Consider the following 12,472-nt stretch of genomic DNA (forward strand, 5'->3'; position numbering starts at 1 on the left):
TTTTGTCCATTGTTTATTTAAGCGTAAATTGCATACCCTCTTGGAATTTTTTTGCAAAAAATAGAAAGAGGACAATAATAGGTAGTGTTAATAGTACAGATGCTGCATACATTGGTCCTGGATAACCCCCATAAGGTCCAAACATTTGTGATAGCAACACGTTCAATGTTAGTAAACTATCACTGCGGACAACAATCATGTCCCATAGTAGCTCGGTCCAACGTTCCATAAACAAGAAAAGGAAAATCACGATTGTAATTGACTTTGACATCGGCAATACAATCCTATACAAAATCTGCCAATCATTTGCTCCATCTAATCTAGCGGCTTCTATGAAAGTATCTGGGATTGCCCTGAAAAAGTTCGTATACATGAAAATGGCCCATAAACTTAATGCCTTAGGAACAATCATTCCAGCGTATGTATCATATAGACCGATTTTTTCGATGACTAAAAATGTGGGTACCAACAATATAATTGCTGGAAAGAACATATGAAATAATACGAAGTTATTAACCGTATCTCTCCCTTTAAAATGCAATTTAGCCAACGCATACCCCACCGTAATACCTGCAGCCATCATCAAAAAGGTGGAACCAGTCGAAACAATAAAGCTATTTAGAAAAGCTTTTAGCCATGGACGCGAAACACCAGTTTCTCCTCCAGTCAGTAACCATTTATAAGAGTCGGCGCTGAATTTTGTTGGAATTAATTTTCGATCAACTTGATTCCAATCTGCCAATGAATTTAGCACCATATAAATATATGGAAAAATCATCACTAACAACAACGCGAATGCTATCATATAACGAACTAAATAAGTTTTTCTTTTATGCCCAGCCATTGCGTTTACCCCACAATTCCAATAGTTTTCTAATGATGAATATAGAAACGAACGTAACAATGGACGCAATGATTGCTACTGCAGAAGCGTACCCAGCCTGTAGATTTGTAAAGGCCTGGTTGAATATTTCCATTTGCCACGTATTTGTTGCAAAATTCGGACCGCCACCAGTTAGTTGATAAACCTCTGTAAAAATACCAAACGTGACCCCGATAGAAAGAATTAATACAGTGTAAAGCGCAGGATAAAGAAGTGGGAGCGTAATTTTCCAAAATACTTGTGAACGGCTTGCCCCGTCAATCTCTGCAGCTTCATAAATTTCATTGTTAATACTTCCTAAACCAGAGGTCAAAATTAACGCGTAATAACCAGTAAATTTCCATGCAATAATGATAGAAACAACGAACAATGCAGCAAAGGATGATCCAAGCCAATCAATATCTAACCTAAACACAGATCGTAGAAATTCATTTAAAGGGCTGTTATAAGACAAAAACCCTTTTACAATCAAAGAGGAAACAACTCCTGATGCCAAGTACGGTAGAAAAAAACCGATTAAAAATAGGCCCTTGAACCTAGGTAGTCCATTAATGATCATCGCCACAAGAAGCGAAGAAGCTATCACCATTGGCACAAACAAGGCCATAAACTTAAATGTGACAAAAAAGGCAGCTTGAACTCCTGGTTGTTTCATTGCTTTAATAAAATTGCCAAAGCCTTCAAAGTTGTATTCTGGCGAAATAAGGTTCCAATCGGTAAACGCCAAGTACATGGACCAACCTAGTGGTATTAGAAAAAAGGCAAGACCGAATATTAGGTAAGGGCCGGTAAATAACCAGCCCAACCCATTTGTTGCTTTTCGCATTATTTAAGGTCCCCCTCGATAGCCTTCTTCATGTCTCCCCATCCTTTTTCGGGTGAGATTTCTCCATTTACTATTTTATTAAATGCGTCCTGTCCAATATAAGTTTGTAGCTCGTTAAATTTTGAATTATCCATTGGCGGTACCCCTAATGGAACTGCTTCAGCATACGGCTTTAATACTGGATTATCCTTAAAGTATTGGATAAATTCCTCATTATCCGCCAAATCGTCACGCGCTGGTGGTAGATTTGTTTTCTCCAACCATTTCATATCATTTTCAGGATTGGCATAGACCCAATGAATAAATGTCATTGCTGCCTTTTGTTGTTCCTTTGTTGCATTAGCATAGACGACTAAGCCTTTCGTATCTGCAAAAGTTTTTGCTTTCTCTGGATCCACTCCATCCGGAACAGGTGGTAGGGAGAGGGTGAAGTTTTCACCATATTTTAGTTCAGGGAATTTTTCTTCCCAATAGCTAAATGTCCAAGGACCTAAATCAGTAAAAATTCCAACACCTGTTTCAAACGGATCTGACACTTGCTTAGCAAGAATACCTTTTTCTTTTCTTATTTCATCCACGAACGTTAATACTTTCACACCTGCATCTTCATCACCAATGAAGGTATCTCCTTCTATAAAAGCATTTCCGTCGGAAGCTGCATTATATAGCATGAAGAAATCAAACCATCTTTTCCATGCAGTAGGATCAGCAAGATCCGTTTTCGCCCACAGATATTTATCGGGATACTTTTCCTTTAGTTTTCTTGTTACATCCAATACTTCATTGTACGTTTTTGGCGCCTCATCATATCCAAGCTCTTTTAGAATATCGAGCCTCCAACCAAATAACATAGAATTCGAATAAATAGGAAGCACATATTGATTGCCGTCCGAAAACTTCCAACTTTTAATCGTTTCTGTCATGTTACGTGAAGAAATAATCTCATCCCAACCATTTAATTCATTTAGAGGAATGAGCGCTTTACTTTCCGCAAGTTGTGCAGCAAAACCACGGTTGATATTTTCAGATATAGTTGGTGCCTGTTTTGCAGCAAGTGCAGACTGGATACCAGCTTCAGACGTTGGACTTTCTTTCATCGGACTAACATTCACCTTAATATCTGGATTTTCCGCTTCAAAGTTCTTCGCTATTTCCTTCCAATATGCTTCTTGAGCGGGGTTTGGAGCTGCCCAGAATTCGATGGTCGTTTTTCCATCTTTTGTTTCACCCTTCTTCTCCTTTGATGAGCACGCTGCTAAAGCTGAAACTACCAATCCTACCGCTAATATAAATGAAAGAACCTTTTTCATTTCCACTTTCCTCAACCTCCTATGTATATTCATTTTTAAACTTATAGCCATCTCTAGACCAACATAACTACCCTAAACATTGATAGCGTTGACATTTTGCTCCCAATTGTTATTTCATTTTAAGACTTGCTTAACGACACATAATTACAGATAATTACTAAATCGATTAATAACGTTACACATTAGGATTACATATACATTATGCTACGTTACAACCCCAACGTCAAGTCCATTTTAACAATTCTATTATAAATATATATAATGGACATTATTTACTTTATATCAATAATGTTGTATATTAAATTTGTAACGTGACAAACGATTGATGCGTTTTTGCTATACAAGGGAAGTTTCTTAAGAAGGGAAGTACAGACAATGTCTAAAAAAATTACGATGCAACAGATAGCCGATCGTTTAAATATATCAAAAAACTCCGTTTCTCAAGCGTTAGGAGGAAAAGACGGGGTTAGTGAAGAAACGAGAAAACTTATTGAAGCTACTGCGAAGGAAATGGGATATACATATTCAAACACTCGAAGAACAATACAGAGAAGTGAGATAACGGGAAATATTGGATTAATTGCTTCTGATTTTGCATTTTCAATGAAAGGTTTCTTTGGCGAAATATATTTAAGGATCCAACAAGAAGCGAATTTAATGGGGATGAATCTACTTATTTACTCCATTTCTCCATCAGATGAACAAAACTTAACACTCCCTCACTTCATCCAAAATAAAGAGGTCGAGGGCATTCTGATTCTTTCCCATACTAGTCATGCCTACGCAAATAAAGTAATAGCCACCGGCATACCGACAATATTAGTTGACCACCACCATCCTCATATACAAGCTGATGCTATATTAACCAATAACCGGTTTGGAGCATATATTGCTATCCAACACTTAATAGATTTAAAGCATCGGAATATCGCATTTATCGGAAATACCAATTTTTCACCAAGCTATTATGAACGAATGGAGGGTTATCTACTTGCGCTGAAAGAAAACGAAATTGACATGAACCCGAATTTTTTAATTGAAAATATCTTAGAGGATGAGCAAATGATTGACGATCTCATCCTATCTATGCCCAATCCCCCAACAGCATGGTTTTGTGTTAATGATGCAATTGGCTTTTTAGTGAGTTCATCCCTTATTAAACACGGTATGCGCATCCCAAAGGATGTATCTGTATGTAGTTTTGATAATGGACAACTTTCTCAAATTGCTGTCCCAAAAATTTCTACTATGCATATTGATTTAAAACTATTTGCGAGAAAATCAGTTAAAAAGCTGATTTGGAGAATCAATCATCCAGATGAGCCATATGAGGAAATCCTTCTTCCAGCAACACTCATCCATAGAGAATCAACAAACGAGGCACCAAGATACATCTAAATTCTAAAAGTCAACAAAAAAATGTAAATCCCTGCAGTGAAAATCTTTGCAGGGATTTACATTTTTATCATAATAGAGCTTACCTAATGCCAAACATCGACATTCAACTCACACTTCCGGAATAAATATTTCCACTTCACGTCCTAGTTCAGACGATCTTAAAATACCATCAATAATAGCCTGGTTGATAAGAATTTCTTCCCCTGGAATTGGAGCAGGGCTGTCGGTTTGTATCGCATCCACAAAAGCATGGACTTTTTCATAAAAAATGTCTCGGTTATGCTGCTGCACAGGAATCGCACTTTCCGTATGATGACCTTGTATATCGTGGAAAAGTGTAATTGAACCAATGCCGCCGTCCCATACACCACTCCATGGTCCACTTCCAGCTGGTGTCAGTTTTAATCCTGCATCCGTTCCTAGAAATAGTGTTGGTCCTAATGAATCCATATGCATGGCCCATGAGATTTTAAAGTTCAGTACTTTTCCACCTTCAAGTCGCACCATTGCTACACCGAAATCTTCCACTTGAAATTTTTCCGCTTCTGGATGATATGTAGGATTTGTGCCAAAATGATTTGATGTATACGCAGATACACTAAGTGGTTTTGGATAACCTAGCGCGTTTAAAGCAAGATCGAGTGAATAACAGCCAATATCAGCCATTGCTCCTGCGCCTGCTAACTCTTGATTAATAAATGTACCTCCAGGCATGCCTCTTCTCCGGCCTCCGCCTACTTCTATATAATACACATTACCCAATTCGCCAGACTGCACGATCTTTTTTACCGCTTCCATATTTGGATCATATCTAGGTTGGAATCCAACAGACAAAATCTTATCGGCTTTCTTACCTTCCTTTACCATTTCAACACCTTGTTCAAGCGTCACAGCAAGTGGTTTTTCCACTAATACATGCTTCCCGGCCCGAAGTGCATCGATACTTGTTTTGTGGTGTGCAACGTTCGGAGTACAAATACTTACACCATCAATATCTAATTCTAATAAATCCAAATGATTATTAAATCCTTTTGCTCCCGTTAACTCTAACTTTTGCACAAATTCTTCCGCTCTACCCGGCACAACATCAGCTACTGCAACAATTTCCACATCTGCCATTCGTTTGTATGCTCTAGCATGAGCTTGCGCAATACCTCCACTACCAATAATTCCTATTTTTATCTTCTTTGCCATATTCATCTCCTGCTTTCCATTGGGAATCCGTCTCGCCCCATTATTTGCCGAATATTTACAGCATCATTTTTCGACTTTCTACTTGAAAATTTTTGCTAGATTTTCTTTTGCTTTAATAATCCCTTGTTGTTCCTTTTCCAACGTTCCCCAATATCGATGATCTTCCAACTCAATACTAATGGGACCATTGTATCCGATTCCATCTAAGCGCACTGCAATTTTATCCCATTCAATTTCACCATGTCCAGGGATGGTGTATCTCCAAGATCCTTCGGAAAAATCATATTTGGCTCCAAATGTGGCAGGTAGAGTGCCAACTTCATAGAGTTCATCTGTTAAAATTTCTGTATCCTTTCCATGACAGTAATTAACTTTTTCGCCAAACTCCGTTAGAAACCTTAGATAGTCTATACCTAAACGCACGAGATGGGATGGATCATAATTTAAACCAAAATGTTTCGAAGGAATCACATCAAACATAGCACGCAGCATCTCAGGTGTACAGCCAAGCGTCGGATAGTTTGGAGCTGGGCCTGGCCAGCCTTCCATTGCAAAATACACATCTTCTTGTTCCGCATGCTTCACGATTTCAGGAAACGTTTCTTTCCATATTCCAAAGCCTTTATCACGTGATAAAGTGATATCTTCCGGTACAAGACAAACAAAAACCAACTTTCCACCTAATTTGGAAATACTACTAATCTGTTCTTTCAACACCTTAACCGCTTCCACACGTTTTGACTCATCTTCACTCAAGACACTACTCAAGCCAACTCCATCAATCGTACCCACTTCCAGACCATTAGCTGTTAAAATCCGTTTTACATCTTCATTATAATACGGCACATCCACTACGTCTATGCCAACATCTTTTGCCCAAGTTGCCACTTTTTCCATACCTTGAGATCCCAGCTTTGGCGGGATGCGCATACCGATTTTAAATGTCATTATTTTGTCCTCCTACGTATATAATGGGTACTTTCATTATAAATTTGTCTATTCTAAAATTAAACTAAGGCTAGTTTATCAGATATACCAGTCTATTCCTACTATTTTAATAACTTAATAAATATGCCGCCTACTACAGATCTATTCTGAAAACCTATCTGTTTACCTGTAACCGTGTCATACCAATCAGTAAAAGGTACTCTACTCGGGGATTCATTCAAAAAGTTCCATAACGGCGTGATCATTTGCTCAAAATCATCTTTCGATTTAGCCATGGACGCACACCAAACGAGCCAATCCGATTTCGTATATGTGTTCCTATTGTCGAGTGGGATTCCGAACTTATTTTGCCTGCCAATATAATAGCGAATTTCTTTTTCTATTATATCTTCCGGAAATAGATGGAGTTTGAAAAGGCGATCCCACACTAAGTTATATTTCAGGCTCCAGGAATCTGGCTCACTATCAAAGGTAAGTTTATAGTGATCATTAGCATCTGCCATTAATACCCACTTACTAGCCATCTCTTTTGCTGCTTGATAATATACTCCATCTTCTTCTCCGAGCATTTTGCACATAATGGAATAGGCACCTATACCAAGGATTGCTTTAATAGAAAGATTAGCATTATGCGCCAAATGCCCAGCAAAATCATCCGTGCACAATTGGTTTTCCGGATCAAGCCCATTTTCTTTTAAATAATTGGCCCATTTGGTCAGAAGTTTCCAATGTTTTTTTGCAAAATCAGCGTTATTTTCATATACACTTACTGCCCCGGCCATGATGAGCATATTGCCACATTCTTCGATTGGCATCTGATTTTCCAATCTGTTTTCACCATAAACTTGACCGTTTGCTTTGGGATAACAGCCCATATCATGAGGAGCAAAGTTAAATGTCCAATCCTCACTGGCTGCATAATGAAATATCGGTCTCATCATCCCTTTAACAAATTCCGGATTATAATGTAAAAAAAGCGGGATGGATGGATAACTGACATCGACAGTGGCAATACATCCATTACTAAAGTTTTCTTTGGAAAAGAATAATATATCTCCATTTTCATCACTTACCAATTTATGTGCTGCAATAGCCTGTCTATAAGCAAGTGATAGTAAGTCCTTATATTTCTCCCCACCAACACTCTTGCTATCATTGATCAATTTGCGGTTAAAGGCTGCGCATTTATTTTGAATTTCCTCATATTGACCGATTGCGGAGACGAGCATTTCATCGAACGTTATCCCATCCCTACGCCAATAGGCATCCAATGGCTTTTCAAAATACTCAATGGAATGAATATCATCATATGCTATCACCAAATATTGCGAAGAATAACGTTCTGTCACCTGACCACATTCTAATACCATCGCCATTACTAGCGGACTTGCTCCAGCAGATCGTGGCTGATCTTCATCATCCATTTTCGGCAATTGTCCGGTTTCCACAAACTGTTTTCTTAAATCATAAGAATGAATAACCGTTTTAATATTACTTCTTTGACGTGCTGCTAAATAAATATATCCCCAATCAATCCTCGTATCATCCCCAACTCGTTTCAAAATCTGCTGATCTTCTGTTCCCATATACATTGCAGTAATATTGTCATTTATATTTTTGCGTGACCAGACAATACTTTGATCCGATGTATTTACACAAAAGTCACTAGATACATCAAAATAAATATCCACATCATGTGGTTGACCATCTATGGAACGAACCTGAAAGGATACGTACGTAGTCGGCCTTGACAACAAGTCCATATCATCAAGAAGTAGCGGTGAGGTAAAACTAACTTCTAATTCTATACCGTCCCCTTCAAACATGTATGTACTTGATAATGGTTCGACTTTCAAACTTTTTTGAATCAAAGCATTAGGTTCTTCGTACTTTGTATCATCATTTATTTCAACTTTCCCCAAAAATCTTTTAGGCTTACCATCTATCCTAATAATTCCGACCATGCTATTACGTTTATTTGTCCAATGCTTGGTATGATCGTCGTAAAGATGATCCGCATCTGACCACACGCTAAAATAAGGATCTATCGTAGCAAGCGGAACCGATGGGGGTCTAAATTGATTTGACATTTGTAAACAGCTCCTTTTACTTTAGGCTATGTTAAACAACATTGTAGATAGAACGATTTTGGTCAATATTAGCTCTTGTTCCATGAAACGAAAGCTTATGAACCAATAAATGAACTTAAGTAGCGGGGAGCGGACTCACTCCCCCATGATCCATATATATGCTCCATATTTGCAACGATAATTAATTAGATGTCCTATACCGCATGAACTCTGTTCCCTCTTTCGCTTGCTTAGATATCTCTGCAGCAACATCATCAATTCCTGATTTTTTTAATGCTTCTTGCGATCCATTAATTAGTTTCAATGCATCTTTATCAGATTTCGCATGGATTGCTTGTAGTACAACGTCACCTAAGGTATCAAAAATCGGTTTAATCTGTTCATAATATTCATGATCCTTGAAAACAATATTTGGATCTGTACCTTCTGTTGGCTTAATCCCTTCAGGTGTCATCATTTTAGCGAATTCTTCCTCCACTTTATACCTTTCATCATATTGATATCCGAAAGGCCCACCTGCTAAGGATACTTGGCGATTTAAGCCTGCTAAACTACCAAACATTATTCCCTCGTTTGCTAATGCATTAGAATCGGCTTGCACTTTATCTACCCACTCCTTGTTCGCTTGCACTTTTCCATCCTTCATCTCATAGTGGACTCCCTCAATACCATAGTTAGCTAGAAGGAAACCTTCATCAGATGATAGATAGTCTAACACACGCATAGCGGCATCTAATTTTTCTTTGGAAGCTGTTTTCGGAATTGCAATGAGGTTGGATCCAGTTACATTCACCTCTGTTCGGTTAGGATCCCCACTAAAGTCATTTAATGGCCCTAAAGGAACATATTTATCTTGAAGACCTGCCTTTACTAATTCGGTCCAAAGTCCAGGAAATTGATTTGGAATTACTGCAAGGCGACCTTGTGCCAACTTTTCTTTTGCTATAACATCCGTTTGCGTATACGCCTCCGGGTCAAGTAATCCTTCATTAAGTAACTTACGCATGTATAAAATATAATCCTCGTAATCTTTAGTCATAAAATTTAATTCTGTTGCTCCATTATCTTCAATCATCCAGCTAGCAGACCCAGCAACTGGTACAAACATCTCTGACATGATGTCCAGTGGCCACCCGCCGCCCATCGCACCTAAAGGAAAAACAGGGTTGCCATTTTCCTCAAATCTTCCATCTTTTACCGCTTTCAGAAAATGATAAAGATCATCTGGGGTATGAACAGATTGAGGATCTATTCCTACCTTTTCAGCAATATCTTTATCCACATATAACCCATATAACCAGTTGATTACATCATCAGAAGCGGCTGGATAACCAGTGTGTAGCATATATTGGCCACCTTGCTGTTTATTAATAATATTATCGTACAAGGAAGTCGACATATTCTCCTTTTTCACTAAGTTGCCTAGATTTGGATACTTATCTATATACTCTGTCAAATCGTAAAGTTGGTCCTCATTTGCCGCTTTTAGTAATGTTTCACTTTCACCACCCCAAGCAGGACCGATATACATATCGGGGAGCTCTCCAGTAGCAAAAATTTGCGTGATTTTTTCTACTTCACTTCCCGCGGTATATTCAAATTCTAAGTTAACTCCTGTTTCTTCTAATATTTTTTTAGCAACAGGATTATCAGTATCTTCTGCGCCACTTGATCCATTCCAGTTATGCAACACTTTTAATGTAATAGGTTCATCTTTACCTTTTTCTTTATTAGCATTTGACTCCTTACTCGTACTTTTACAAGCAGATAACGTTATAAGCATGGTGATTATTAAGAAAACAAATGCCATCTTAACTGTCTTTTTCATCTTTCTCCCCCTAGAAAATGGATTTGCCCTTCTATGATAAACTTCTTATAAAAAGAAGATTTATCCCTTAATCGAACCAATCATGACACCTTTGACAAAGTACTTTTGCAGGAATGGATAAACACATAATATTGGTAAAGTCGCAATCATTAAAGTGGCCATACGTAGAGATTCAGGTGTTGTTTGCGACGCTGTTTGTAATCCTACAGACGTACCTGACTCAGATGCTCGCTGTGCTGCATTAGCAAGTGCTTGCGATTGGGTTAAAAGTTCGTTCAACAAAGTTTGCACGGGCAGCAAGTCTTTACTAGTAACAAAATAAGTTCCCGTAAACCAATCATTCCAATGAAACACTCCAATAAAAAGGCCAATCGTGGCTAGAACGGGTGTAGACAATGGTAAAACAATTTTTGTAAAAAAGCGGAAATCGCCACATCCATCTATTTTGGCAGACTCTTCTAACGAACTAGGAAGTTGCTGAAAAAAGGTTCTTAGCACAATGATATTAAAAAAGTTATATAAGAATGGGATGACATAAACCCCAAACGAGTTGATTAGGCCTAAATCTCTATATAAAACAAAAGTTGGTATCATTCCACCACCAAAGAGAGTAGGTATAAATATGAAGAAGGTAAAAAAGGTTTTCCCAGGTAATGCTTTCTTCGTTAGCGCATAAGCAAACAATGCACTTAAAAACACATGTAGAGCAGTACCGATCATCGTCCGTAAAATAGTTATTTGATAAGCATCAAGAAACTTAGTATCTTTAAATATTTGAATATAGTTTTCAATTGTAAACCCCTTGGGGAAAAAGTAAATTGGGTTTTTCATCGCTTCCACCCCATCACTTAGCGAATAGGCTAAAATATATATGAAAGGGTATAAGGTAATGAATGCAAATAGCGCTAATACTGAATAGTTCATGATGGAAAAAAGTGACCATTTTCTTGTGTTCATTTCACAGGACTCTCCTTTACCATAAGGATGTTTCATTTACCTTTTTGCTAATTTGATTGGCTGTAATGATAAGAATCAATCCTATGATTCCTTGGAATAACCCCACCGCGGTTGCATAACTAAAACGCCCTTGTTCTAGACCAGCCTTTATTACATAAACATCTAACACAGTTCCTATCGAGGCGGTTGCAGGAGTGTTCAGAAGTAATAATTGCTCATATCCCGCTGACATAATGCCGCCACAAGCAAGAATAAACAAGATAACCATGACGCCTCTAATTGACGGTATTGTTACATGCCACATTTGCCTGAATCTGTTAGCACCGTCAATTTTTGCTGCCTCGTACAACTGCGGATCCACACCCGCAATGGCCGCTAAATAGATAATAGCTCCCCATCCAACACCCTTCCAAACATCGGAAAGAATAATAACTTGATAGAAGTATTTCACGTTTCCTAATATTGAAACTTTGTCAAAGCCAAACGTTGCAATCAATTCATTAATAGGCCCACCATAAGGCGTAAACATCCTTTGCATTAATGTAACAACTACAACCCATGAGATAAAGTGTGGTAAATAAGAGATGGTTTGTACTGTTCTCTTAAACTTTGTAACCCTTACCTCATTTAACATAAGAGCTAATATAATAGGCATCGGAAAGCCAATAAGTAATTTCAGTAAACTGATAATTAATGTATTCCGAATGATTTCCCCAGATTGATAGTACTGGAAAAACTGCTTAAAATACTTCAAGCCTGCCCATGGACTCCCCAGTATTCCTTGAGTAAAATTAAAATCCTTGAATGCAATTGTTATTCCATACATCGGAATATAAGAAAAGATAATAAACCAAATAATTCCTGGTAGTAAAAAGAGGTAGAAAACCCGATGTTCCCATATCCTAAACCAGATGTTTTTTTTCTTATTTTGGAGTACGTATGCATGTTGGGATGACGCTTTTATTTCCACGTTCCTCTTCATTTTTCCTCCTCTCCCTAGGGTTGTCATCGGAAAACCTAGGTTCTATGAATTGACAC

At 38.0% G+C, this 12,472-nt stretch carries 10 protein-coding genes; 1 reads left to right on the forward strand and 9 read right to left on the reverse strand.

What is annotated here, in order from left to right:
- Positions 1-13: 13 nt before the first annotated feature.
- Genes MHB53_RS12640 through MHB53_RS12650 form a run of 3 tightly spaced genes read right to left on the reverse strand, consistent with a single transcriptional unit; the run spans position 14 to position 3,019 of the window.
- A complete protein-coding gene (locus MHB53_RS12640) occupies positions 14-844 on the reverse strand; it encodes a carbohydrate ABC transporter permease (RefSeq protein ID WP_340918792.1) in 831 nt (276 codons plus the stop codon).
- Positions 831-1,709 (reverse strand): carbohydrate ABC transporter permease, encoded by an 879-nt coding sequence (locus tag MHB53_RS12645; protein ID WP_340918794.1) that lies wholly within the window; start codon positions 1,707-1,709, stop codon positions 831-833. The genes MHB53_RS12640 and MHB53_RS12645 overlap by 14 nt, the downstream gene beginning before the upstream one ends.
- Positions 1,709-3,019 carry an ABC transporter substrate-binding protein gene (locus MHB53_RS12650; RefSeq protein WP_340924674.1) on the reverse strand — a complete coding sequence of 437 codons (1,311 nt, stop codon included), beginning with the start codon at positions 3,017-3,019 and terminating at the stop codon, positions 1,709-1,711. The genes MHB53_RS12645 and MHB53_RS12650 overlap by 1 nt, the downstream gene beginning before the upstream one ends.
- A 375-nt stretch (positions 3,020-3,394) precedes the next feature.
- Here MHB53_RS12650 and MHB53_RS12655 point away from each other — a divergent pair, with 375 nt between their 5' ends.
- Complete coding sequence (locus MHB53_RS12655) at positions 3,395-4,417, forward strand: substrate-binding domain-containing protein (RefSeq protein WP_340918796.1); 1,023 nt, start codon at positions 3,395-3,397, stop codon at positions 4,415-4,417.
- 108 nt (positions 4,418-4,525) lie between these two features.
- Here the strand turns inward: MHB53_RS12655 and MHB53_RS12660 are convergent, their stop codons facing one another.
- The 6 genes from MHB53_RS12660 to MHB53_RS12685 all read right to left on the reverse strand — a co-directional run bounded on the left by MHB53_RS12660 (position 4,526) and on the right by MHB53_RS12685 (position 12,416).
- The gene (locus tag MHB53_RS12660; RefSeq protein ID WP_340918798.1) at positions 4,526-5,611 is read right to left on the reverse strand and encodes a Gfo/Idh/MocA family protein; all 1,086 of its coding nucleotides are present in this window, start codon (positions 5,609-5,611) and stop codon (positions 4,526-4,528) included.
- 78 nt (positions 5,612-5,689) lie between these two features.
- Complete coding sequence (locus MHB53_RS12665; RefSeq protein WP_340918802.1) at positions 5,690-6,559, reverse strand: sugar phosphate isomerase/epimerase family protein; 870 nt, start codon at positions 6,557-6,559, stop codon at positions 5,690-5,692.
- Between the two features lie 101 nt (positions 6,560-6,660).
- Positions 6,661-8,649: a glutaminase family protein gene (locus MHB53_RS12670; RefSeq protein WP_340918803.1), complete on the reverse strand. Its 1,989-nt coding sequence runs from the start codon at positions 8,647-8,649 to the stop codon at positions 6,661-6,663.
- A gap of 181 nt (positions 8,650-8,830) precedes the next feature.
- Entirely contained in the window at positions 8,831-10,477 is a 1,647-nt protein-coding gene (locus MHB53_RS12675; RefSeq protein ID WP_340918807.1) for an extracellular solute-binding protein, read from the reverse strand.
- Positions 10,478-10,537: 60 nt separating this feature from the next.
- On the reverse strand, positions 10,538-11,434 hold the full coding sequence (locus tag MHB53_RS12680) for a carbohydrate ABC transporter permease (protein WP_340918809.1): 897 nt from the start codon (positions 11,432-11,434) through the stop codon (positions 10,538-10,540).
- A gap of 16 nt (positions 11,435-11,450) precedes the next feature.
- A complete protein-coding gene (locus MHB53_RS12685; protein WP_340918812.1) occupies positions 11,451-12,416 on the reverse strand; it encodes an ABC transporter permease in 966 nt (321 codons plus the stop codon).
- Positions 12,417-12,472 lie beyond the last annotated feature (56 nt).

It is taken from the genome of Bacillus sp. FSL K6-3431, from assembly GCF_038002605.1.
GTDB lineage: Bacteria > Bacillota > Bacilli > Bacillales > Bacillaceae_C > Lederbergia.

Coding starts and splice junctions, on each gene's coding strand:
- MHB53_RS12640 (WP_340918792.1), bottom strand. CDS start 844: ATGGCTGGGCATAAAAGAAAAACTTATTTAGTTCGTTATATGATAGCA.
- MHB53_RS12645 (WP_340918794.1), bottom strand. CDS start 1,709: ATGCGAAAAGCAACAAATGGGTTGGGCTGGTTATTTACCGGCCCTTAC.
- MHB53_RS12650 (WP_340924674.1), bottom strand. CDS start 3,019: ATGAAAAAGGTTCTTTCATTTATATTAGCGGTAGGATTGGTAGTTTCA.
- MHB53_RS12655 (WP_340918796.1), top strand. CDS start 3,395: ATGTCTAAAAAAATTACGATGCAACAGATAGCCGATCGTTTAAATATA.
- MHB53_RS12660 (WP_340918798.1), bottom strand. CDS start 5,611: ATGGCAAAGAAGATAAAAATAGGAATTATTGGTAGTGGAGGTATTGCG.
- MHB53_RS12665 (WP_340918802.1), bottom strand. CDS start 6,559: ATGACATTTAAAATCGGTATGCGCATCCCGCCAAAGCTGGGATCTCAA.
- MHB53_RS12670 (WP_340918803.1), bottom strand. CDS start 8,649: ATGTCAAATCAATTTAGACCCCCATCGGTTCCGCTTGCTACGATAGAT.
- MHB53_RS12675 (WP_340918807.1), bottom strand. CDS start 10,477: ATGAAAAAGACAGTTAAGATGGCATTTGTTTTCTTAATAATCACCATG.
- MHB53_RS12680 (WP_340918809.1), bottom strand. CDS start 11,434: ATGAACACAAGAAAATGGTCACTTTTTTCCATCATGAACTATTCAGTA.
- MHB53_RS12685 (WP_340918812.1), bottom strand. CDS start 12,416: ATGAAGAGGAACGTGGAAATAAAAGCGTCATCCCAACATGCATACGTA.